Consider the following 21,906-nt stretch of genomic DNA (forward strand, 5'->3'; position numbering starts at 1 on the left):
GCGTGGAATGCGATTTCGGCGGGAAACTAGACGGGGAGCAGCGCGTCGATCACCGAGGCGAGCTGCTTGGCCGAGCGGCACTCGTGCATGGTGATGATGTCCTGATAACGCGGCACGGCGGAATCACCGCTGCCCCACAGGTGCCTGGGCTCGGGGTTGAGCCAGTGCGCATGCCTGCTGGCGTTGACCATGTGGGCGAGCAGATCGGTCTCAGGGTTACGGTAATTGTTGCGGCCGTCCCCGAGGACCAGCAGCGAGCTGCGCGGCGACAGCACGTTGGGGAACTTGTCGAGGAACGACACGAACGCGTGCCCGTAATCGGAATGCCCGTCCCGGGTGTAGACGGCGGCCTCACGGGTGATCCGTTGCACGGCCACGGCGAGATCGGCGTCGGGACCGAACAATTCGGTGACCTCGTCGGTGGTGTCTATAAAGGCGAACACGCGCACGCGGGAGAACTGCTGGCGCAGCGCGTGCACCAGCAGCAGCGTGAAATGGCTGAAACCGGCCACCGATCCGGACACGTCGCAGAGCACCACCAGCTCGGGACGCGCCGGATGCGGCTTCTTGAGCACCACGTCGATCGGGACACCACCGGTCGACATCGACTTTCGCAGCGTCTTGCGCAGGTCGATCTCCCCGGCGCGGGAACGCCGTCGCCGGGCCGCCAGCCGGGTGGCCAGCATGCGGGCCAGCGGGCCGACCGTGCGGCGCATCTGCCGCAGCTGCTCGCCTGACGCGCGCAGGAACTCGACGTTCTCGGCCAGCTGCGGAACCCCGTACATCTGCACGTGGTCGCGGCCGAGTTGCTCGGCGGTGCGCCGCTTGGTCTCCGACTCCACCATCTTGCGCAGCTGCGCGATCCGTTGCGCGGCAATGGCTTTGGCGATCTGCTCCTGGGTGGGCGTGGGCTCCTCGCCGTATGGGGCGAGCAGCCCCGCCAACAGCCGGCCCTCCAGGTCATCCAGGCTCATGGCCTTGAGCGCCTGGTAGGACGAATACGACGGCCCGCGGCTGGAGTTGTACCGGCCATAGGCCTCGACGATCTGGGCGATCATCGCCGCCAGCCGCTCGTCGAGATCGGCCAGTTCCTGGTTGTCGGTCAGCATGTCGAGCAGGGCCTGGCGCATCGCCTCGATGTCCTCCGGCGGCAGACCTGGCTCGTCGTCCGGATCCTCGAGCACGGTCCTCGCACCCAGCGCCGCCGGGAAATACAGATCGAACAGTGCGTCATAGGTGTCGCGGTGGTCGGCACGGCGCAACACCGCGCACGCCAGGCCTTCCCGCAGCACGTTCCGGTCGGCCAGCCCCAGCGTCGCCATCACCTGGCCGGCATCCACCGTCTCCGACGGACCCACCGAGATCCCCTGCACGCGCAACGCTTCCACGAACTCGACCAGGTGGCCGGGAATTCCGTGGGGCGCCAGCGGCTGGGGCGGGCGGGTGCGTCGCGGGGGCATCAGTTGAGTCTCAACTCGCCCGCGGCTTTGATCTGGTCGGACTGGTGCTTGAGGACGACGCCGAGCGTCGCGGCGATCACCTCGTCGTCGACGGTGTCCATGCCCAGGGCCAGCAGCGTGCGGCCCCAGTCGATGGTCTCGGCCACCGACGGCAGCTTCTTGAGCGCCATCCCCCGCATCACGCCGATGATTCGCACCAGTTCCTCAGCGAGCCGCTCCGGCAGCTCGGGCACCCGGGAGAGCAGGATGCGACGCTCCAGATCCGGGTCCGGGAAGTCGATGTGCAGAAACAGACACCGGCGTTTGAGCGCTTCGGACAGTTCGCGGGTCGCGTTCGACGTCAGCACCACCAGCGGCCGCCGCTCGGCGGTGATGGTGCCGAGCTCGGGCACCGTCACCGCGAAATCGCTGAGCACTTCCAGCAGCAGACCCTCGATCTCGATGTCGGCCTTGTCGGTCTCGTCGATCAGCAGCACCGTCGGGTCGGTGCGCCGGATCGCGGTCAGCAGCGGACGGGTCAGCAGGAACTCTTCGGAGAAGACGTCGTCCTTGGTGCGGTCCCAGTCGGTGCCGTCGGAACCGGCGCCGGCATTGCCGGCCTGGATGCGCAGGATCTGCTTGGCGTGGTTCCACTCGTAGAGCGCCCGGGCCTCGTCGACGCCCTCGTAGCACTGCAGGCGCACCAGTTCGGAGCCTGTCGACTGGGCGATAGCGCGCGCCAGTTCGGTCTTACCGACACCGGCGGGCCCCTCGACCAGCAGTGGCTTGCCGAGCCGGTCGGCGAGGAACACCGCGGTGGCCGTCGCAGTGTCGGGCAGATAACCGGTTTCGGCCAGCCGCTTGGCGACATCGCCGATGTCGGCGAACAGCGGCACGATCTGTGCGGGAACGCTCACGGGTGCTTCTCTCCTCGGGGCTCAGGCCGGACGGGTGTGACCGGCACCCCACACGATCCATTTGGTCGACGTCAGTTCGGGTAGACCCATGGGTCCTCGGGCATGCAGCTTCTGGGTCGAGATGCCGATCTCGGCGCCGAAGCCGAACTGCTCACCGTCGGTGAACGCCGTCGAAGCGTTGACCATCACCGCGGCGGCGTCGACGCGTTCGCTGAACCGTTGGGCCGCAGCCAGATCGGTGGTCACGATGGCTTCGGTGTGGCCGGTGCCGTACTCGTTGATGTGCTCGATCGCGGCGTCGAGACCGTCGACCACCGCCAGCGCGATGTCCATCGACAGGAACTCGGAGCGCAACTGCTCCTCGGACGGCTCGGCGTGCACCGAGACCCCCGCCGCGGCCAGCGCATCGGTCAGCCGCGGCACCGCCACGTCGGCGATGGCCGCGTCGATCAGCAGCGACTCGGCGGCGTTGCACACGCTCGGGCGCCGGGTCTTGGCATTCAGCACGATGGATTCGGCCATGTCCAGATCGGCCGACTTGTGAACGTAGACATGGCAGTTGCCGACGCCGGTCTCGATCGTAGGCACCTGCGCGTCGCGCACGACGGCGTCGATCAGCCCGGCGCCGCCGCGCGGGATCACCACGTCGACCAGTCCGCGCGCCTGGATCAGATGGGTCACGGTGGCCCGGTCCTTGCTGGACAGCAGTTGCACCGCGTCGGCATCGAGTCCCTCGGTGGCCAGCGCCGCCCGCAGCGCGTTCACCAGCGCCGCGTTGGACTGCGCGGCCGACGAACTGCCCCGCAACAGAACCGCGTTGCCCGATTTCAACGTCAACCCGAACGCATCGACGGTGACGTTGGGGCGGCCTTCGTAGACGATGCCGACCACACCCAACGGGACCCTCTGCTGCCGCAATTGCAGACCGTTGGGCAGTGTGCGGCCACGCAGCACCTCACCGACCGGATCCGGCAGACCGGCCACCTGACGCAGCCCGTCGGCGATAGCGTCCACCCGGGTGGGGTTCAGCGCGAGCCGGTCGAGCATCGCCTCGGGGGTGCCCGCGGCCCGTGCCGCGGCGAGGTCGACCTCGTTGGCATCCAGGATCGTGCGGGTGTGCATCAGGACGTGGTCGGCGGCGGCGCGCAGGGCGCGGTTCTTGACGTCGGCACTCAACGTCGCCAGCGTCCGGGACACCCGGCGGGCCCGGCGTGCGGCGTCGTGAACCTGCTGCCGCAAGTCGGGGGTGGCGGGGTTCTGCACGCTCATCAGGCCAGGGTATCGAACCTCCCGTCGGCAAACGGCATGGCATTCGACACGCGTCCACCCTCGCGCTGCGACTAGCTTGGACTCTCATGGTGACGCGGGTCTGCGTGGTCGGCAGTGTCAACGCCGACCTCACGTTCACCGTCGAGGCGCTGCCCCGGGCCGGACAGACCGTGCTGGCCTCGGCGCTGTCCACCTCGCCGGGCGGTAAGGGCGGTAACCAGGCGGTGGCCGCGGCACGCGCCGGCGCCGCGGTGCAGCTGGTCGCGGCGCTGGGCACCGACGCCGCCGCCGGGCAACTGCAGGCGCATCTGCGCGCCAACGGCGTCGGCACGGACGGCCTTACCCGGGTGCCCGGGCCCAGCGGGTCCGCGGCGATCGTGGTCGACGCCGCTGCCGAGAACTGCATCGTCGTCGCGCCGGGCGCCAACGCGCATCTGAACCTGAGTTCGCCGGCGGTGCAGGCGGTGGTGGCCCGCAGCGACGTGGTGCTGTTGTCGCTGGAGATCCCGATGGACACCGTGGTCGCCGCGGCCCGGGTCGGGCGTGCCGCCCGGGCGGCTGTGGTGCTCAACGCGTCCCCGGCCCCACCCGACATCGCGATGCTGGCCGGCCTCGTCGACGTGGTCGTCGTCAACGAAACCGAGTCCGACGACTGGCTCGACGGTGACCGGCCCCGGGTACCGCACCTGGTCGTCACCCGTGGTGCCCGCGGTGCCACCCATTTCGGCGAGGGCCGTTCGGACATCCCGGCGCCCGCCGTCGAGGCGGTGGACACCACCGGCGCCGGCGACGTGTTCGCCGGTGTGTTCGCCGCGCACTGGCCGCGCGGCGTCCCCTACGCGCTGGCCCGAGCGTGCGCGGCCGGGGCGCTGGCGACGCTGGTGCCCGGTGCCGGCGACTGTGCCCCTTACAGTGAGGCTGTCGAGGACGTGCTTGAGGCGTCCTGACCGGACGGAAGGACTGCGCCAGATGAGCACCGAATCCCGCCCCCACCCCGCCGAGCCGTCTCCCGCCCGCCCCCCCGAGCCAGCTCCCGCCCGCCCCGCTGAGCCGTCTCCCGCCCGCCCCCCAGAAGGTGACTGGCTCGGTACGCCCTACCTGCGCTTCACCCGGGAAGGCGCATTCGGCGTCTGCCGGCTCGACCGTCCGGAGGCACGCAACGCGATGACGCCGGCGATGTACTTCGGCATCAAGTACGCGGTCAAGCACGTCGAAAGCGATCCCGACCTGGCCGGACTGCTGATCACCGGCACCGGCGACGTCTTCGCTCCGGGGGGCGACATGGGTGGCGGCGGCGCCGACAACTGGATGACGTTCGGGCCCGCACTCGGGATGGACGCCTTGCCGTTCGACACTCTGCGCCAGTCGGCCAAACCGGTCGTGGCGGCGGTGAACGGCCTCTGCCAGGGCGGCGGCCTGCAGATCGCACTGTGCGCCGACATGGCCGTAGTCAGCGACCGGGCCACGTTCCGGGTGCCCGAGCTGTACCGCGGGATCGCCGACACGTACTACAGCCACATGCTGGCCCGGCTGATCGGGCCGGTCCGCACCCGCGACCTGATGTTCACCGGCCGCACGCTGACCGCCGAAGAGGCACACGACTGGGGCATGGTGGCCCGGGTGGTCCCCCACGACGACCTGGCGCATGTGGCCCGCGAGGTCCTCGCCCAATGCTGCCGGACCGCCCCGGGAGCCCGAACCGTCGTCAAATCCAGCCTGGACAACTATCTGGGCCTCTACGACCGCATCGGGATGGCGGCCAGCCTCGGCGCACCCGAGTCCATCGAGGGCTTCATGGCGTTCAAGGAACGCCGATCCCCGGAATGGGTGCACCCCGCACTGCGCATCGACGGCAGACTCTAGACAGTTCAGACTTCCCTGAATTCAGGAGTTGATGTACTGTCTGCGCTGTGCAGACCGCCCTCGGTAGTGACGCGCTGTCCCGTTTCGGTTGCGCCATCTCGGATCCGACCCGCGCCCAGATCCTGCTGATCCTGCGCGACGGCCCTGGGTACCCGTCCGAGCTCGCCGAGCGGATCGCGGTGTCGCGGCAGATTCTGTCCAACCACCTCGCCTGCCTGCGGGGCTGTGGTCTGGTCACCGTCAGCCGCGAAGGCAGGCGCAGCCGTTACGAGCTGGCCGATCCGCGGATCGCCCACGCGCTCACCGACCTGGTCGGCCTGGTTGTGGAGGTCGACCCGGCGTGCTGCCCGGCGGCCGACGAGCAGGCCTGCTGCTGATGGCAAAGGCGGGGCTCAACGCGCACCGCCGCCGGGTCCTGACCTGGGCCGATCCCGTTGCGGCGCTGGGGATCGCGGCGCTGGCTGTGCGTGAAGGAATCCAAGCCTGGAAGGGTGACCCATGCTGCATCTGATGCCTGCAGTCGCGCTGTGTCTGTTCGCCGTGTTCGCCGCGCTCGGATTCGGTTGGCGCAGTTGGGTTCAGCGCCGTCACACCGGTTCCACCGGCTTCAAGGGTGTCACCGGAAGACCCGGGTCACCGGAATGGTTCGCCGGGGTGGGTTTCGTGGTCGCCATCGCGGTCGCCGGCACCGCGCCGGCACTGCAATGGACCGGGCTGGTCGACCCGCTGCTGGCCGCGCCCTGGATTCACCTGACCGGTGCCGGTGTCGCGGCCGCGGGCATCGCCGCGACGGTGTACGCCCAGCGCGACATGGGTGACGCCTGGCGCATCGGCGTCGACGCGTCGGAGACGACGACACTGGTCCGCACCGGCGTGTTCGCGCGGGTGCGCAACCCGATTTTCGCCGCGATGATCGTCTTCGCGTTCGGCGTCACGCTGGTCACACCCAACGTGGTGGCGATCGCCGGCTTCGTGATCCTGGTGGTGACGATCGAGCTCCAGGTGCGCACCGTCGAGGAGCCGTATCTGCGCGCCGCACACGGTGCGCCCTACCGCGACTATCTCGCCGCCGTCGGACGTTTCGTGCCCGGGGTGGGCACCGTCAGTCGGTAGGAACCTCGCGGTCGATCTCGTCGAGCCAGGTGCGGGCCGACATGTCCGACGGGGCACGCCAGTCCCCGCGCGGCGACAGCGACCCGCCGTGGGAGACCTTGGGCCCGTTGGGCAGCGCGGAGCGCTTGAACTGCGCGAACGAGTAGTACCGCTGGGCGAATACCTGCAGCCAGTGCCGGATCTCCTTCAGCGAGTATGTCGGACGCTTTTCCTCGGGATATCCCGACGGCCAGTCACCGCGGGTGGCATCGCTCCACGCATGCCAGGCCAGGAACGCGACCTTTGACGGCCGGAACCCGAACCGCAGCACCTGGAACAACGAGAAGTCTTGCAGCACATAGGGTCCGACCTTGGATTCGCTGCTCTGGATTTCCTCGTCCTCACCCGCGGGCACCAGCTCCGGGGAGATCTCGGTGTCAAGCACCGACTGCAGCACCTCGTTGACGGTGTCATCGAACTGCTTCGACGAGATCACCCACCGAATCAGATGCTGGATCAATGTTTTCGGGACCCCGCCGTTGACGTTGTAATGCGACATCTGATCGCCGACACCGTACGTCGACCAGCCCAGTGCCAGTTCGGACAGATCCCCGGTGCCCAGCACGATACCGCCCTGCTGGTTGGCCAACCGGAACAGGTAGTCGGTGCGCAGGCCGGCCTGCACGTTCTCGAACGTGACGTCGTAGACCTTCTCCCCGCGTCCGAACGGATGGTCCATGTTCTTGAGCATCAACTCGGCGGTCGCCTTGATGTCCAGTTCGGCGAACGTCACGCCCAGCGCCTCGGCCAACCGCAGCGCGTTGCCTTTGGTCCGGTCTCCGGTGGCGAACCCGGGCATCGTGTAAGCCAGAATGTCGCTACGCGGCCGCTGTTCCCGGTCCATCGCCCGCGCCGCGACGATGAGCGCATGGGTCGAGTCCAGACCACCGGACAGCCCGAGCACGATCTTGGGATAGTTCAGCGCCCGCAAGCGCTGCTCCAGACCGGACACCTGGATGCTGTAGGCCTCGTAGCAGTCCTGTTCCAGCCGTTGCGGATCCGACGGCACGAACGGGAACCGCTCGATGTGCCGCAGAAGCCCGACGTCGCCGCTGGGCGGGTCCAGGACGAACTCCACACGCCGGAACGAATCGGTGCTCGCGCTGTGGTGCCTGCGGTTGTCGTCGAAAGTGCCCATCCGAAGGCGTTCGGAGCGAAGAAGTTCGAGATCGACGTCGGCGACCGACCGTCGCTCACCTTTCGGGAAGCGTTCCGACTGGGCCAGGCATTCACCGTTCTCCCAGATCATCGTCTGCCCGTCCCACGCGAGATCGGTTGTGGACTCACCTTCGCCGGCCGCGGCGTACACATAGGCGGCCAGGCACCGGGCCGACGCGGATCGGGCCAGCAGGCAGCGGTCCTCAGCCCGGCCGATGGTGATCGGGCTACCGGACAGGTTGGCCAACACCGTCGCCCCTGCCAGCGCGGCCGACGCACTCGGCGGGATCGGCACGAACATGTCCTCGCAGACCTCGACGTGCAGGACGAACCCGGGCAGATCGGATGCGGCGAACAGCAGGTCGGGGCCGAAGGGCACGTCGACAGCGTCATCCCCCCTGCCCAGCCTGATCGGCCCGCGCACGTCGTCACCCGGAGCCATCTGCCGTCGCTCGTAGAACTCGCGGTAGTTGGGCAGGTAGGACTTCGGGACCACACCGAGGACCCGGCCGCGGTGGATCACCACCGCGGTGTTGTAGATCCGGTGCCGAAAGCGCAGCGGTGCACCGATCACCAACACGGGCAACAGGTCGGCCGACGCGGTGACGATCTCGAACAGCGCGTCCTCGACGGCCTCGAGCAGGGCATCCTGCATCACGATGTCCTCGATCGAGTATCCCGACAGCGTCAGCTCCGGGAAGACCGCGAGCGCAACACTGTCGTCGTGGCAGGCCTGGGCCAGTCGCAGCACGGATTCGGCATTGCCCCGAGGGTCGGCGAGCGCCGTGTGATGCGTGCAGGCGGCGACCCGGACGAAGCCGTGCCGGTACGCGGAGTAGAAATCCATGCCTCATTGTTGCCCGAAAAGCGAACGGGATATGCCAACACCCCACGCCGTCGGCCGAGCGAGGTGACGTCACCCCAAAGCTGACCGGCTGACCAGTACATACGCGATCACCGGCGGTGATCGCCTACATTCGGTGACGTGGAGGCCCCCGAACTCGTCGCGTTACTGCAGGACCGGCGTGTCGCGGTGCTCACCGGTGCGGGCATGTCGACCGATTCGGGGATCCCCGACTACCGCGGCCCGGACTCGCCGCCGAGCAATCCGATGACCATCCGGCAGTTCACCTCCGATCCTGAGTTCCGGCAGCGGTACTGGGCGCGCAACCACCTCGGATGGCGGCATATGGACCAGACGCTGCCCAACGCCGGGCACCGTGCGCTGGCCGCGCTGGAACGTGCCGGGGTGGTGACCGGCGTGATCACCCAGAATGTCGACCTGCTGCACTCCAAGGCGGGCAGCGAGAACGTCATCGATCTGCACGGTTCCTACGCTCGGGTGATCTGTCTGGACTGCAGGCACACCATGACGCGCGCGGCGCTGGCCGACCTTCTCGACGACGCCAACCCGGGTTTCGCCGAGAGGGCCGCGGCTCTCGGCGGAATCGCGGTGGCCCCCGACGCCGACGCGGTGGTCGCCGACACCGCCTCCTTCCAGGTGGTGGACTGCCCGCGCTGCGCCGGCATGCTCAAGCCGGACATTGTCTACTTCGGTGAAAGCGTTCCGAAAGAGCGTGTTGTGCAAGCATTCTCGATTGTCGACGGAGCCGAGGCGCTGCTGGTCGCCGGGTCGTCGCTGACGGTGTACTCCGGCTACCGGTTCGTCCGGCATGCCGCTGCCTCCGGGACGCCGATCGCGATCGTCAACCGGGGACCAACCCGCGGCGACGACCTCGCCGACGTCAAGATCGACAACGGGTGTTCGCCGATGCTGGCGCTGCTCGTCGACGAGCTGACCGGACGCTCAGACGGCCACCAGGTCATCGGCGTGCACGGCGGGTCTGCGCATCTCGGCGGGTAGGTCCGACGTGGACCGGCCGAGCATCGTCGCCAGTTCCGCGGCGTCATAGGCGACCACGCCGCGAGCGACCATCGCGGCGTCCTTGTCGCGCAGCTCGACGACGTCACCGCCGTAGAACCGGCCCGACACCGCGGTGATCCCGGCGGGAAGAAGTGAGCGCCGCTGCCGCACCACGGCATTGACGGCGCCCTCGTCCAGGGTCAGTGTCCCAGAGGCTTCGGCGGCGTAGCGCACCCAGAACCTACGCGCGGACATGCGTTCTGAGCGCGGGGCGAACACTGTGCCCACCGACGCGTCCTGCAGCGCGGCGTCGGCATCCGAGGCGGCGGCCAGCAGCACCGGGACGCCGGCGTCGGCCGCCAGCAGCGCCGAGGACAGCTTCGAGACCATACCGCCGGTGCCGAGGTGGCTGCCGCGGCCGGCGGTCACCCCTTCCAGGTCGTCGGGTCCGGCCACTTCCGGGATGAACCGTGCCGGATTGTCTGCGGGCGCCTTGCGGGGATCGCCGTCATAAAGGCCGTCGATGTCGGACAGCAGGATCAACGCATCAGCGCCCACCAGGTGGGCGACCAGGGCCGACAGCCGGTCGTTGTCGCCGAACCGGATCTCGTTGGTGGCCACGGTGTCGTTCTCGTTGACGATCGCCACCGCGTGCAACGCCCGCAACCGGTCCAGGGTGCGCTGGGCGTTGGTGTGCTGCACCCGCATCGAGATGTCGTGGGCGGTCAGCAGTACCTGGCCCACGGTGCGGCCGTAATGCCCGAACGCCGCGCTCCAGCAGTTGATCAGCGCCACCTGACCCACGCTGGCTGCGGCTTGCTTCGTCGCCAGATCGGTGGGCCGCTTGGTGAGTCCGAGCGGCTCGATGCCGGCTGCGATGGCGCCCGAAGACACGATCACCACGTCCGAGCCGGCCTTCATCCGCGCTTCGATGGCGTCGGCCAGGTTCTGCAGCCGGTTGGTGTCGAACACCCCCGAAGACGTCGTCAACGCGGTGGTGCCGATCTTGACCACCACTGAGCGTGCCGTCCGGATCGCTTCCCGGTGCGCGCTCATTCGTCTACATCGCCACTCTGGCGGCGCGCCTTCCGTGCCGCCTTGCGTTCGTCGGCCGAGACCCGGTCGCTCTGTTCCAGTCGTACATCGGTGCCGCGGCCGGTCAGCGGCACGTCGACACCGGCCGGGGTCTGCGGCTCCCAGTCGAAGGTCATGTCGCCGATGGTCACCGCGCAGCCGGGCCGGGCGCCGAGCTTGAGCAACTCGTCCTCGACGCCGAGCCGCGCCAACCGGTCGCCGAGATAGCCGACGGCCTCGTCGTTGTCGAAATTGGTCTGCGCGACCCAGCGTTGCGGCCGGGTGCCCTTGACCACGAAGCCGCCCTGACCGTCGGGTTCGACCGAGAACGCCGTCTCGTCGACCGGGATCGGTCGGATCACCGGGCGGCGCGGCACCACGGCCGGCTGGCTGGCCCGATACGAGGACACCATGTCCCACAACGCGAAGGTCAAGGGTCGCAACCCTTCCCGGCTGACGGTCGAGATCTCGAACACCGGCCAGCCGAACTTCTCGGTGATGTCCTGGCGGACGAAGTCGGCCAGCTCCCGGGCGTCGGGAACATCGATCTTGTTCAGCACCACCGCCCGTGGGCGTTGGGCGAGGTCACCGAGCGTCGAATCGCCCTGCAGCGTTGGCGTATACGCCGCGATCTCGGCCTCCAGCGCCTCGATGTCGGACACCGGATCACGGCCCGGCTCCAGGGTTGCGCAGTCGACGACATGCACCAGCACAGCGCAGCGTTCGATGTGGCGCAGGAAATCCAGCCCGAGGCCGCGACCCTCCGAGGCGCCCGGGATCAGCCCCGGCACGTCGGCGACGGTGTAGGTGTGCTCACCCGCCGACACCACCCCGAGATTGGGCGCCAGCGTGGTGAACGGGTAGTCGGCGATCTTGGGTTTGGCAGCTGAGATCGCCGACACCAGCGAGGACTTGCCCGCCGACGGAAAGCCGACCAGGCCCACATCGGCGACGGTCTTGAGCTCCAGGGTGAGGTCACGGGCCTCGCCCTTCTCGCCGAGCAACGCGAAACCGGGCGCCTTGCGGGCACGGGAGGCGAGTGCGGCATTGCCGAGGCCCCCGCGACCACCGGCGGCGGCCTCGAAGCGGGTGCCGGCGCCGACCAGGTCAGCCAGGATCTGGCCGTGCTCGTCGAGCACGACGGTCCCGTCGGGGACCTTCACCTCGAGGTCGGCGCCCGCGGCACCGTCGCGGTTACTGCCCGCGCCCTGTTTGCCGTTGGGTGCGGCCACGTGGGGATGGAAATGGAAGTCGAGCAGGGTGTGCACCTGCGGGTCGACGACGAACACGATGCTGCCGCCGCGACCGCCGTTGCCGCCGTCCGGACCGCCGAGAGGTTTGAACTTCTCGCGATGGACCGAGGCGCAGCCGTTGCCGCCGTTACCCGCCCGCGCGTGAATGACGACGCGGTCGATGAACCGGGGCATCGGACATCCTTTCGGTGACGAAATCTACGTTCTGCCGGCCCGACGCGAAGCCTGCGGCGAAACGTCGATCTCGCGTGAAAGTCAGGCCTCGGGAGCCGCTCCGGCGGCGACATCGGACGACGTGCGGGTGACGCGAACGACGTTGACGGTCTTGCGGCCGCGCTTGCTGCCGAACTCGACAGCGCCGGGAGCGGTCGCGAACAGCGTGTCGTCGCCGCCACGGCCGACGTTCACGCCGGGGTGGAAATGAGTGCCCCGCTGCCGCACCAGGATTTCCCCGGCCTTGACGACCTGCCCGCCGAACCGCTTCACGCCGAGCCGCTGGGCGGCTGAGTCGCGACCGTTGCGTGAGCTGGAAGCGCCCTTCTTGTGTGCCATGTCTTCTCGCTCCCGTCGTTACTTGATGCCGGTGACCTTGAGCACCGTCAGCTGCTGACGGTGACCCTGGCGCTTGTGATAGCCGGTCTTGTTCTTGAACTTGTGGATGCGGATCTTCGGACCCTTGGTGTGCTCGAGGACTTCACCGGTGACCGCGACCTTCTCCAGGGCCGCGGCGTCGGTGGTCACGTTCGCACCGTCGACGACCAGGGCGACGGGCAGCGACACCGTGGCGCCCGGCTCGACGTCGAGCTTCTCCACCTTGACCACGTCACCGGCCGCGACTTTGTACTGCTTGCCACCGGTCTTGACGATCGCGTACGTGGCTGTTTTGGCTGCCATCGCTGGGTCTTCTCCTGCTTCGCGTGCGGGCGCGCATCACCCGGGGTGTGCGTGCGGGTCTGGGGTGGGATCTCGTCCCGTCTCCGGCCGGCCGTCGGCAAGCCCTGGAGACAACTGGTCAAGGGTACGTGACCAGCGGGTAGAGAATCAAACCGCTCAGTCGCGACTGGGCGGACCAGCGGGTCGGGCCGCCGCGCGGCGACGGTGTCGACCTGCCGGGCGGGCGACGACGACCGCTGCAGGCTCGTCCTCACCCGAGTCGGAGTCGTCCTCGTCGGAGTCGTCTTCGTCGGAGTCGTCCTCGTCCGAGTCGTCGTCGAGGTCGTCGATGTCGTCGTCCTCTTCGTCATCGTCGTCGTCGAGGTCGATCTCGTCGGTGTCGTCCTCGTCGGTGTCGTCCTCGTTGGTGTCGTCGTCTTCGTCGGTGTCATCCTCGTCGAAGTCGTCATCGAGTTCGTCGTCGTTGCCGTCGCGCGTCACCGCCACCGTGGCCTCGGTGTCGATCTCGGCGACCTCTTCGGGCGCCACGGCGGTGTCGTCGTCCTCGTCGTCCTCGTGCTTGCCGTTGGCGGCGGCCATCGCCTTGAACATCGGGTGTTCACCCGGGGAGTGCGCCGGCACCTTGGCGACCTGGACCTCCTGCTCGGCACGACCGCCGCGCTTGCCGCGCTTGCTTCGGCGTCCGCCGCCGGACTCGGCCTTGCGGCTGCCGTTGGTGGCGGCCGAGTCCACGGGATCGCCGTGCAGCACGATGCCACGGCCGGCGCAGTGACTGCAGGTGGTCGAGAACGCCTCGATCAGGCCGGTACCGAGCTTCTTGCGGGTGAGCTGGACCAGACCCAGAGATGTCACCTCCGACACCTGGTGGCGGGTGCGGTCACGGGCCAGGGCCTCGGTGAGCCGGCGCAGCACCAGATCGCGGTTGGACTCCAGCACCATGTCGATGAAGTCGATGACCACGATGCCGCCGATGTCGCGCAGCCGCAGCTGGCGCACGATCTCCTCGGCGGCTTCGAGGTTGTTGCGGGTCACGGTCTGCTCGAGATTGCCGCCCGATCCGGTGAACTTGCCGGTATTGACGTCCACCACGGTCATGGCCTCGGTGCGGTCGATGACCAGGGTGCCGCCCGACGGCAGCCACACCTTCCGGTCCATCGCCTTGGCCAGTTGTTCGTCGATGCGGTGCACGGCGAACACATCGGGGGCGTCGGGAGACGCCGGCTCGTACTTCGTCATCCGCGGGAGCAACTCCGGAGCGACCGCGTTGACGTAGTCGGTGATGGTCTTCCACGCCTCGTCGCCGGCGACGGTCAGCCCGGTGAAGTCTTCGTTGAACAGGTCACGGATCACCTTGACCAGCACGTCGGGCTCTTCGTAGAGCGCGACCGCCGCACCGGCCTTCTTCCCGGTGATCTCGGCGGCCTTGGCCTCGATCTCGGTCCAGCGCTTCTGCAGCCGCTCCACGTCGGAGCGGATGTCCTCTTCCTTCACGCCCTCCGATGCGGTCCGGATGATCACACCCGCGTCGGACGGGACCACCTCGCGCAGGATCTCCTTGAGGCGCTGCCGCTCGGTGTCGGGCAACTTGCGGCTGATCCCGGTCGAGGACGCACCCGGGACGTAGACCAGGTAGCGGCCGGCCAGCGACACCTGGGTGGTCAGTCGCGCACCCTTGTGTCCGACCGGATCCTTGCTGACCTGGACGACGACGTAGTCGCCGGGTTTGAGAGCCTGTTCGATCTTGCGCTGCGCACCGCCCAGACCGGCGGCTTCCCAGTTGACCTCACCGGCGTAGAGCACACCGTTGCGGCCGCGGCCGATGTCGACGAACGCCGCCTCCATCGACGGCAGCACGTTCTGCACGATGCCCAGGTAGATGTTGCCGACGAGAGATGCCGACGCGGCTGATGTCACGAAGTGCTCGACCACGACGCCGTCTTCGAGCACCGCGATCTGGGTGTAGCGAGCACCCTCGTGCGGCGGTTCGGTGCGGACCTTGTCGCGGACCACCATCATCCGTTCGACGGCCTCGCGGCGGGCCAGGAACTCCGCTTCGCTCAGGATCGGCGGCCGGCGCCGGCCGGCGTCGCGACCGTCCCGGCGGCGCTGACGCTTGGCCTCCAGTCGGGTGGAGCCGCTGATGCCCTGGATCTCCGAATCCGACGACGTCTTGTCGTTGCGGTTCGACGCCTTCCGCGGCTCACGCTCGTGGACAACGGTGTTGGGCGGGTCGTCGGGCGAGCCGTTGGTGTCGCTGTCGTCGTCGGAGCCGGACTTGCGGCGGCGACGGCGGCGACGGCGACGGCTGGAGCCGTCCCCGCTGGACCCGTCGTCCTCGCTGCTGTCGTCGTCGGAGTCTTCGCCGCTGTCGGCCTTCTCGGCATCGGCATCGGTGTCGGATTCGGTGTCGCCGGCTGACTCGTCGCCGTTCTGCTCGCCGCGACCGCGTCCGCGCCCGCGCCGACCCCGCCTGCGGCGTTTGGCGGCGGGGCGGTCGGTCTGGTCGTCGTCACCATCGGCGTCCGATTCGGACTCGTCGGTGTCGTCGTCGGACTCGTCGTCGTCGCTATCGTCGAAGTGGTCGTCAAAGCGCACGGGTTGGGGCGCGACGAACAGCGGCAGATAGTCGGCGGGTTCGGCGGCCGGGGCGGGCGGGGTTTCCAGGATCAGCCTCGATTCGGGCTCCTCCTCGGTGACCCCGGTGAACTGGGCGACCTCCGTCACCTCGACGACCTCGCTGAGCCGGGCGACCTCGGCGACAGGCGCGGCGGCCTCCGGCTGTGAGGCTTCGGGCTCGTCGGCTTCCGGCTGTGAGGCTTCGGGCTCGACGGCTTCCGGATGGGCGGCCTCTGCCGCCGGCTCGGCCTGCGCAACCTCGGGTTCGGGGGCGGCCAGCACCTCGCGGACGCGGTCGGCCTCCTCACGGCCGACCGTGGAATGTGCGCTGCGTGCCCGGCCGTCGAGTTCGATCAGCGCGTCGATGATCCGCTTGCTGGTGGTACCGAGCACGCGGGCCAGCGAGTGGACCCTCAGGCGTTCCGGCGTCGGGGCGCCCTTGGTGTCCCCGGACGCATCTGCGGCGAGCCGGGGCTCGTCCGCGGGGTCGTGGGTCGGTGCCTGAAAAATCTCATTGTCGGCCACGTATTCTCCTCAAGCCCCCGGGCGCGTCATGCTCTGACGCGGCCACGCGAGGGCTTTTGATGTTGTACCCGGGCTACCTACTCCCGGACGTCCTCTGGTCTTGCTCCGAGTGATCCCGAAGGAACGATCCCGGTGCCGGTCTGAATGATGGCTGGACGGTCCGCGCCGCACCGCGGTTCACGGTGGTCGCGCTGTCTAAGTCTTCATTCGGATGATCAACCCGGGTTGTAAGGCCGATCACCCGCGACCAGTATCCCACATGTCAGAGAGTGGCCCGCGTAGGCGGGGTTAGCTCGGGCGAGGCGGTCGCTACCGGCCGGGGAACCAGAGCTCGATCTCGCGGGCCGCCGACTCCGGCGAATCCGATCCGTGAACAAGGTTGTACTGCGTCTCCAAGCCCAGGTCACCGCGGATGGTGCCGGGGGTGGCCTTCTCGACGGGATCGGTGCCGCCGGCCAATTGCCGGAACGCCGCGATGGCCCGCGGACCCTCCAGGACGGCCGCGACCACGGGCCCGGATGTGATGAACTCCAGCAGCGACCCGAAGAACGGCTTGCCCTCGTGTTCGGCGTAGTGCGCGCGGGCGAGGTCGTCGCTGACGTTCTTCAGTTCCAGCGCCGCGATGCTCAGGCCTTTGGCTTCGACCCGGCTGATGACCTCTCCGATGAGGCGGCGCTGCACGCCGTCGGGCTTGATCAGGACGAGAGTTCGCTCAGTCACGACGCACAGACTAGTCGTCGGCCGGCCGCTGCCCCGGAAGCAGGCCTCGCTTCTGCCGACGGAGCACCTCCGCACGCAGGTAGGCGATCAGCAGCCACACCACGCCGAACAACAGCCCGACGAAACCCACCGCCGGGTAGATGAACCATCCGGCGACCAGGATCAGTTGCACGCCGAGGTTGGCCCAGATGGCCCACGGCCGGCCCTGCACGCCCGCCATGAGCACCAGCAGCACGGCGAACCCGACGACGTAGGCGGTCGATAGCGGCGTGAGCCCGGGCCCGACGGCGCCGACCACCGGCAGCGCCAGCAGCACGACGATGGCCTCGAGGATCAGGGTGCCGGCCATCACCCCCCGGAAGCTCTTCCACGGATCCGGAGGCTGCGCGGTCATGCGGGGTCCTTTCCGAACAGTGTTCGAGCGGCGCCCGCGGTGACGACAGAACCGGTGATCACGATGCCCGCACCGCTCATCCCCGCGGCGTCGCCGTCGCCGCCGGACTCCTCGACCAGCGCGGTGGCGGTCTCGATCGCGTCGGGCAGCGTCGAGGCGGTGATCACCCGCTCTGGACCGAAGACCTCCTCAGCCTTGACCGCCAGCGCCGCCACCTCCAGCGCCCGCGGTGATCCGTTGTGAGTCACCACGATCTGATCCAGTACGGGTTCCAGAGCGGCCAGGATTCCGTCGACGTCCTTGTCCCCCATCACCGAGACGACGCCGACGAGGAAGCGGAAATCGAACTCGTCGCGCAGCGCCTCGGCCAGCGCGAAGGCGCCGGCCGGGTTGTGTGCGGCATCGATGAAAACGGTTGGCGCACTGCGCATCCGCTCCAGCCGCCCCGGCGAGGTCACGGCGGCGAATCCGGCCCGCACCGCGTCGACGTCGAGTTGGCGCTGCGCGCCGGCACCGAAGAACGCCTCCACCGCGGCCAGCGCGAGCACGGCGTTGTGCGCCTGATGCTCCCCGTGCAGCGGCAGGAAGATGTCGGAGTACACCCCGCCCAGGCCCTGCAGCTGAAGAAGCTGGCCGCCGATGGCGACCTGCCGGCCGAGCACGGCGAACTCCGAATCCTCCCTTGCCACAGCGGCATCGGAGCGTACCGCTTGCGCCAGCAACACCTCCATCGCCTCGGGCAGCTGGCGTGCCAGCACGGCCACGGTGTCGGTCGGCACCAGGTCGTCGGCCTGGCGGGTGATGATCCCGGCCTTCTCGCCGGCGATCTCGGCGATCGTGTCACCGAGGTAGTCCGCGTGGTCGATGCCGATCGGGGTGACCACGGCCACCGGCGCGTTGACCACGTTGGTGGCGTCCCAGCGGCCGCCCAGGCCCACCTCGACGACGGCGACGTCGATGGGTGCGTCGGCGAACGCGCTGAACGCCATCGCGGTGACGACTTCGAACTTGCTCAATCTCGGTCCGCCTGCGGCTTCGGATTGCCGGTCGACCAGCTCGACGAACGGCTCGATCTCCCGGTAGGTGTCGACGTAGGTCGCCGGGCTGATCGGCTTGCCGTCGATCGAGATGCGTTCGACCGCCGACTGCAGGTGCGGGCTGGTGGTGCGGCCGGTGCGCCGGTGCAGCGCGGTCAGCAGCGCGTCGACCATCCGGGCGACCGAGGTCTTGCCGTTGGTGCCCGCGATGTGGATCGACGGGAACCCGAGCTGAGGTGACCCGAGCATCTCCATCAGCGCCGCGATCCGCGCGGTGCTCGGCTCGATCTTGGTCTCGGGCCAGCGTTGGTCGAGCAGGTGCTCCACCTGCAGCAGTGCGGCGACCTCGTCGGGGGTGGGCTCGTGTGATGCCATGGGCGATCTGCTTCGCTACTGGCTCGCCGACAGCGCGGCCAGCCGCGCGGTGAGGCGCTCCACTTCCTCGTTGGCCACCTGCTGCCGGTTCCGGATCTTGTCGACCACCTCCGCGGGAGCTTTGGCCAGGAACGCGTCGTTGCCGAGCTTGGCGGTCGTGCCCTTGCGCTCCTTCTCGGCGGCCGCGAGGTCCTTCTCCAGCCTGCGGCGTTCGGCCTCGACATCCACCGTGCCCGAGGTGTCGACCTCGACCACCACGGTGCCGCCCGACAGCCGCACCTCGACCGCCGCCGACGTGGTGAACCCGTCCTCCGCATCGGTCAGCCAGGCCAGGGTTCGCACCGCGGGGACATGGTCATCCAGACCCGCCGCGCCGATGTCGGACAGTCTGGCCGGCACCCGCTGCCGGTCGGCGAGACCCTGGTCGCTGCGGAATCGCCGCACCTCGGTGATCAGTTTCTGGGTGTCGGAGATCCGTTGCGTGGCGCCATGATCGACGGCGTGACCGCTCGGGGCCGGCCAGTCGGCGATGACCAGGGACTCTCCGCCGGTCAGCGTCTTCCACAGGACCTCGGTGACGAAAGGCATCACCGGATGCAACAGCTTGAGCAGCACGTCGAGCACGAACGCCAGCACCGCAGTCGTGTGGGAAACACCTTCGCCCAGTTGCACTTTCGCGAGCTCGACATACCAGTCGCAGAACTCGTCCCAGGCGAAGTGGTAGAGCGACTCACATGCGCGACTGAACTCGTAGCCGTCCAGCGCCGAATCCACCTCGGCTCGCACCTCTTCGAGCCGGCCGAGGATCCACCGGTCGGCGTCGGTGAGTTCGGCCGCCGGCGGCAGTGGCGCCGGGCTGGCGCCGTTGAGCAAAGCGAAGCGGGTCGCGTTGAACAACTTGGTGGCGAAGTTGCGGGACGCGCGGGCGTGGTCCTCACCGATGGCGAGGTCGCCGCCCGGGCTGGCGCCGCGGGCCAGCGTGAAGCGCAGCGCGTCGGCGCCGTATTTCTCCACCCAGTCCAGCGGATCGATGCCGTTGCCGCGCGACTTGCTCATCTTGCGGCCGTGCTCGTCGCGGATCAGGCCGTGCAGGAACACGTTCTCGAACGGCACCTGCGGGTGTGCGCCCTTCGTGGCCGTGCCGGTGATGGCCGGGTCGTCACCGACGAAGGTACCGAACATCATCATCCGGGCCACCCAGAAGAACAGGATGTCGTAACCGGTGACCAGCACGGTGGTCGGATAGAACTTCGCCAGTTCGGGGGTGCGGTCCGGCCAGCCCATCGTCGAGAACGGCCACAGCGCCGAACTGAACCACGTGTCCAGCACGTCGGGGTCCTGCTCCCAGCCTTCGGGCGGCGTCTCATCCGGTCCGACGCAGACGGTCTCCCCGTTCGGTCCGTGCCAGATCGGGATGCGGTGCCCCCACCAGAGCTGACGTGAGATGCACCAGTCGTGCATGTTGTCGACCCAGGCGAACCACCGGGGTTCCAGACTGGCCGGGTGGATCGCGGTGTCGCCGTTGCGGACCGCGTCACCGGCAGCCTTGGCCAGTGACTCGACCCGCACCCACCACTGCAGGCTCAGGCGCGGCTCGATCGGTTCGCCGCTGCGCTCGGAGTGGCCCACGCTGTGCAGGTAGGGACGCTTCTCGGCGACGATGCGGCCCTCTTCGGCCAGCGCCTCGCGCACCGCCACCCGCGCCTCGAAGCGGTCCATTCCGTCGAACCGGGTGCCGGTGTCGCTGATCCGGCCCTTGGTGTCGAGGATGGTCGGCATCGGCAGCTGGTGCCGCAGCCCGATCTCGAAGTCATTGGGGTCGTGGGCGGGTGTGACTTTCACTGCGCCCGTGCCGAATTCGGGGTCGACGTGGGTGTCGGCCACGATCGCGATGTCACGTTCGAGGAACGGGTGGGGCAACGTCTTGCCCACCAGGTTTCGGTATCGCTCGTCGTCGGGGTGCACCGCGATCGCGGTGTCACCGAGCATCGTCTCCAGCCGGGTGGTGGCCACCACGATGTGCGGTTCGTCGTCGTTCATCGAGCCGTAGCGAAAGGACACCAGCTCGCCCTCGACGTCCTCGTACTTCACCTCGAGGTCGGAGATCGCGGTCTCCAGCACCGGCGACCAATTGACCAGCCGTTCGGCCTGATAGATCAGGCCGGCGTCGTAGAGCCGCTTGAAGATGGTGCGGACCGCGCGTGACAGACCCTCGTCCATCGTGAACCGATCGCGGCTCCAGTCCACCCCGTCGCCGAGCCGGCGCATCTGGGCGCCGATGGTTCCGCCGGATTCGCGCTTCCATTCCCAGACCTTGTCGATGAACTGCTCGCGGCCGAGGTCTTCTTTGGTCGTCCCGTCGGAGGCGAGCTGCTTCTCGACGAGGGTCTGGGTGGCGATGCCGGCGTGATCCATGCCGGGCAGCCACAGCACCTCATAGCCCTGCATGCGCTTGCGCCGGGTGAGCGCGTCCATCAACGTGTGGTCCAGCGCGTGGCCCATGTGCAGACTTCCGGTCACATTGGGCGGCGGCAGCACGATGGAGTACGGGGGCTTGTCGCTGTCGGGGTCGGCGGTGAAGTAGCCAGCCCGGACCCAGCCGTCGTACAGGTCGGCCTCGACCGCTCCCGGATCCCAGGACTTGGGCAGGGCGTCGAGCTCGGGGGCGCGCGGGGCGTCGCCGGGGGCATTCGGCTGGGAGGTCACCGAGCCATTCTAGGAAGCGCGTGCCGATCACTTCTTTCCGCCCGACGGCGACAGAGCCGCGTCACCTCTTCCCGCCGAGCAGGCCGCCCAGAATGTCGCCGAGCGGACCGCCTTTGTCGCCGCCGAGCACGCTGCCGAGGATGCTGCCCAGCGGGTTGTCCTCACCTGCGGAGCGCTGACCGCCACCGCCCAGGATCCCGCCCAGGATGTCGCCGAGGCCGCCACCGCCCTGGCCCTGGGGTTGCGCCTGGCCGCCGGTGAGTTTCCGGCCGATGTAGGCGAGCACGATCGGCGCGAGGATCGGGAGCAGTCTGTTGATCAGGTCGCTGTTCCCGGCCCCGCCGCGCGACAGCGCCGAGGCGACCTGGCCGGTGTCGTTGCCGCCGAAGATCTTCGCGACCGCCTTGGAGCCGTCCGCCTCGTCGACCTGGTCGACGTCGACACCGCCGTCGAGCAGACCGGCGTGGTTGTCGGCCGCGGAGGCGATGTTCGCCGCGGTGCCGGGGTCTTGCGCGTTGTGCTGTAGTCCGCCGACCAGCACGGGCAGCAGCGTCTTGATGGCGCCGCTGACCTCGGCCTCGTCGGCGCCCAGTCGGGCAGCGATCTGCCGGGTCGGAATCTCCCCGTAGAGCTCGTCGAGGTCGGCCATG

General features: G+C 68.8%; 19 protein-coding genes and 1 pseudogene. 6 read left to right on the forward strand and 14 right to left on the reverse strand.

Features of this window, described 5'->3' with window-relative positions; translation table 11 throughout:
• Positions 1 to 26 precede the first annotated feature (26 nt).
• From KXD97_RS28085 to KXD97_RS28095, 3 genes are read right to left on the reverse strand one after another with little or no spacing between them, the layout of a single operon-like run.
• Positions 27 to 1,460 carry a VWA domain-containing protein gene (locus KXD97_RS28085; protein ID WP_260754196.1) on the reverse strand — a complete coding sequence of 478 codons (1,434 nt, stop codon included), beginning with the start codon at positions 1,458 to 1,460 and terminating at the stop codon, positions 27 to 29.
• Positions 1,460 to 2,356: a MoxR family ATPase gene (locus KXD97_RS28090; protein ID WP_260754197.1), complete on the reverse strand. Its 897-nt coding sequence runs from the start codon at positions 2,354 to 2,356 to the stop codon at positions 1,460 to 1,462. Before KXD97_RS28090 ends, KXD97_RS28085 begins: the two co-directional genes overlap by 1 nt.
• 21 nt (positions 2,357 to 2,377) lie before the next feature.
• Positions 2,378 to 3,625, reverse strand: a complete 1,248-nt coding sequence (locus KXD97_RS28095; protein ID WP_260754198.1) for a glutamate-5-semialdehyde dehydrogenase — start codon at positions 3,623 to 3,625, stop codon at positions 2,378 to 2,380.
• 86 nt (positions 3,626 to 3,711) lie between these two features.
• On the opposite strand from KXD97_RS28095, the gene KXD97_RS28100 reads away from it, so the two are divergent.
• The 5 genes and pseudogenes from KXD97_RS28100 (at position 3,712) to KXD97_RS28120 (ending at position 6,601) form a co-directional block, all read left to right on the forward strand.
• On the forward strand, positions 3,712 to 4,572 hold the full coding sequence (locus tag KXD97_RS28100) for a PfkB family carbohydrate kinase (protein ID WP_260754199.1): 861 nt from the start codon (positions 3,712 to 3,714) through the stop codon (positions 4,570 to 4,572).
• Positions 4,573 to 4,594: 22 nt separating this feature from the next.
• Positions 4,595 to 5,488: an enoyl-CoA hydratase/isomerase family protein gene (locus KXD97_RS28105; protein ID WP_260754200.1), complete on the forward strand. Its 894-nt coding sequence runs from the start codon at positions 4,595 to 4,597 to the stop codon at positions 5,486 to 5,488.
• 47 nt (positions 5,489 to 5,535) lie between these two features.
• Positions 5,536 to 5,865, forward strand: a complete 330-nt coding sequence (locus tag KXD97_RS28110) for a helix-turn-helix transcriptional regulator (protein WP_260754210.1) — start codon at positions 5,536 to 5,538, stop codon at positions 5,863 to 5,865.
• Between the two features lie 41 nt (positions 5,866 to 5,906).
• Positions 5,907 to 5,999 (forward strand): annotated as a pseudogene (locus tag KXD97_RS28115) (cobalt transporter); the annotation flags it as partial.
• Entirely contained in the window at positions 5,999 to 6,601 is a 603-nt protein-coding gene (locus KXD97_RS28120) for an isoprenylcysteine carboxylmethyltransferase family protein (RefSeq protein WP_260754212.1), read from the forward strand. The pseudogene KXD97_RS28115 and the gene KXD97_RS28120, both read left to right, overlap by 1 nt.
• Here KXD97_RS28120 and KXD97_RS28125 read toward each other — a convergent pair.
• Positions 6,591 to 8,645 (reverse strand): NAD(+) synthase, encoded by a 2,055-nt coding sequence (locus KXD97_RS28125; protein ID WP_260754214.1) that lies wholly within the window; start codon positions 8,643 to 8,645, stop codon positions 6,591 to 6,593. The genes KXD97_RS28120 and KXD97_RS28125 overlap by 11 nt on opposite strands.
• A 138-nt stretch (positions 8,646 to 8,783) precedes the next feature.
• Here KXD97_RS28125 and KXD97_RS28130 point away from each other — a divergent pair, with 138 nt between their 5' ends.
• Positions 8,784 to 9,662, forward strand: coding sequence for an NAD-dependent protein deacetylase (locus tag KXD97_RS28130; protein WP_260754216.1), 879 nt, complete (start codon positions 8,784 to 8,786; stop codon positions 9,660 to 9,662).
• Here the strand turns inward: KXD97_RS28130 and proB are convergent.
• From proB to KXD97_RS28180, 10 genes are all read right to left on the reverse strand, one after another.
• Positions 9,606 to 10,718: a glutamate 5-kinase gene (proB, locus tag KXD97_RS28135; protein ID WP_260754217.1), complete on the reverse strand. Its 1,113-nt coding sequence runs from the start codon at positions 10,716 to 10,718 to the stop codon at positions 9,606 to 9,608. The two genes, KXD97_RS28130 and proB, sit on opposite strands and share 57 nt — an antisense overlap.
• Positions 10,715 to 12,163: a GTPase ObgE gene (gene obgE / locus KXD97_RS28140; RefSeq protein WP_260754218.1), complete on the reverse strand. Its 1,449-nt coding sequence runs from the start codon at positions 12,161 to 12,163 to the stop codon at positions 10,715 to 10,717. The genes proB and obgE overlap by 4 nt, the downstream gene beginning before the upstream one ends.
• Positions 12,164 to 12,244: 81 nt before the next feature.
• On the reverse strand, positions 12,245 to 12,541 hold the full coding sequence (gene rpmA, locus KXD97_RS28145) for a 50S ribosomal protein L27 (protein WP_260754219.1): 297 nt from the start codon (positions 12,539 to 12,541) through the stop codon (positions 12,245 to 12,247).
• Positions 12,542 to 12,559: 18 nt separating this feature from the next.
• Positions 12,560 to 12,883 carry a 50S ribosomal protein L21 gene (rplU, locus tag KXD97_RS28150; protein ID WP_260754220.1) on the reverse strand — a complete coding sequence of 108 codons (324 nt, stop codon included), beginning with the start codon at positions 12,881 to 12,883 and terminating at the stop codon, positions 12,560 to 12,562.
• A 156-nt stretch (positions 12,884 to 13,039) separates the two neighbouring features.
• Positions 13,040 to 16,024 carry an Rne/Rng family ribonuclease gene (locus KXD97_RS28155; protein WP_260754222.1) on the reverse strand — a complete coding sequence of 995 codons (2,985 nt, stop codon included), beginning with the start codon at positions 16,022 to 16,024 and terminating at the stop codon, positions 13,040 to 13,042.
• Positions 16,025 to 16,333: 309 nt separating this feature from the next.
• Entirely contained in the window at positions 16,334 to 16,744 is a 411-nt protein-coding gene (ndk, locus tag KXD97_RS28160) for a nucleoside-diphosphate kinase (protein WP_260754224.1), read from the reverse strand.
• A gap of 10 nt (positions 16,745 to 16,754) precedes the next feature.
• Positions 16,755 to 17,138 carry a DUF4233 domain-containing protein gene (locus tag KXD97_RS28165; protein WP_260754226.1) on the reverse strand — a complete coding sequence of 128 codons (384 nt, stop codon included), beginning with the start codon at positions 17,136 to 17,138 and terminating at the stop codon, positions 16,755 to 16,757.
• A complete protein-coding gene (locus KXD97_RS28170) occupies positions 17,135 to 18,550 on the reverse strand; it encodes a folylpolyglutamate synthase/dihydrofolate synthase family protein (RefSeq protein ID WP_260754228.1) in 1,416 nt (471 codons plus the stop codon). Before KXD97_RS28170 ends, KXD97_RS28165 begins: the two co-directional genes overlap by 4 nt.
• A 15-nt stretch (positions 18,551 to 18,565) precedes the next feature.
• On the reverse strand, positions 18,566 to 21,256 hold the full coding sequence (locus KXD97_RS28175) for a valine--tRNA ligase (protein ID WP_260754232.1): 2,691 nt from the start codon (positions 21,254 to 21,256) through the stop codon (positions 18,566 to 18,568).
• Positions 21,257 to 21,317: 61 nt separating this feature from the next.
• Positions 21,318 to 21,905, reverse strand: a complete 588-nt coding sequence (locus KXD97_RS28180; protein ID WP_260754234.1) for a DUF937 domain-containing protein — start codon at positions 21,903 to 21,905, stop codon at positions 21,318 to 21,320.
• Between the last annotated feature and the right edge of the window lies 1 nt (position 21,906).

This window comes from Mycobacterium sp. SMC-8 (assembly GCF_025263565.1).
GTDB lineage: Bacteria > Actinomycetota > Actinomycetes > Mycobacteriales > Mycobacteriaceae > Mycobacterium.

Excerpts from the sequence above, each read along its gene's own strand:
- KXD97_RS28085 (WP_260754196.1), bottom strand. The coding sequence starts at position 1,460 with ATGCCCCCGCGACGCACCCGCCCGCCCCAGCCGCTGGCGCCCCACGGA.
- KXD97_RS28095 (WP_260754198.1), bottom strand. The coding sequence starts at position 3,625 with ATGAGCGTGCAGAACCCCGCCACCCCCGACTTGCGGCAGCAGGTTCAC.
- KXD97_RS28100 (WP_260754199.1), top strand. The coding sequence starts at position 3,712 with ATGGTGACGCGGGTCTGCGTGGTCGGCAGTGTCAACGCCGACCTCACG.
- KXD97_RS28105 (WP_260754200.1), top strand. The coding sequence starts at position 4,595 with ATGAGCACCGAATCCCGCCCCCACCCCGCCGAGCCGTCTCCCGCCCGC.
- KXD97_RS28120 (WP_260754212.1), top strand. The coding sequence starts at position 5,999 with ATGCCTGCAGTCGCGCTGTGTCTGTTCGCCGTGTTCGCCGCGCTCGGA.
- KXD97_RS28125 (WP_260754214.1), bottom strand. The coding sequence starts at position 8,645 with ATGGATTTCTACTCCGCGTACCGGCACGGCTTCGTCCGGGTCGCCGCC.
- proB (WP_260754217.1), bottom strand. The coding sequence starts at position 10,718 with ATGAGCGCGCACCGGGAAGCGATCCGGACGGCACGCTCAGTGGTGGTC.
- obgE (WP_260754218.1), bottom strand. The coding sequence starts at position 12,163 with ATGCCCCGGTTCATCGACCGCGTCGTCATTCACGCGCGGGCGGGTAAC.
- rpmA (WP_260754219.1), bottom strand. The coding sequence starts at position 12,541 with ATGGCACACAAGAAGGGCGCTTCCAGCTCACGCAACGGTCGCGACTCA.
- rplU (WP_260754220.1), bottom strand. The coding sequence starts at position 12,883 with ATGGCAGCCAAAACAGCCACGTACGCGATCGTCAAGACCGGTGGCAAG.
- KXD97_RS28165 (WP_260754226.1), bottom strand. The coding sequence starts at position 17,138 with ATGACCGCGCAGCCTCCGGATCCGTGGAAGAGCTTCCGGGGGGTGATG.
- KXD97_RS28170 (WP_260754228.1), bottom strand. The coding sequence starts at position 18,550 with ATGGCATCACACGAGCCCACCCCCGACGAGGTCGCCGCACTGCTGCAG.
- KXD97_RS28180 (WP_260754234.1), bottom strand. The coding sequence starts at position 21,905 with ATGGCCGACCTCGACGAGCTCTACGGGGAGATTCCGACCCGGCAGATC.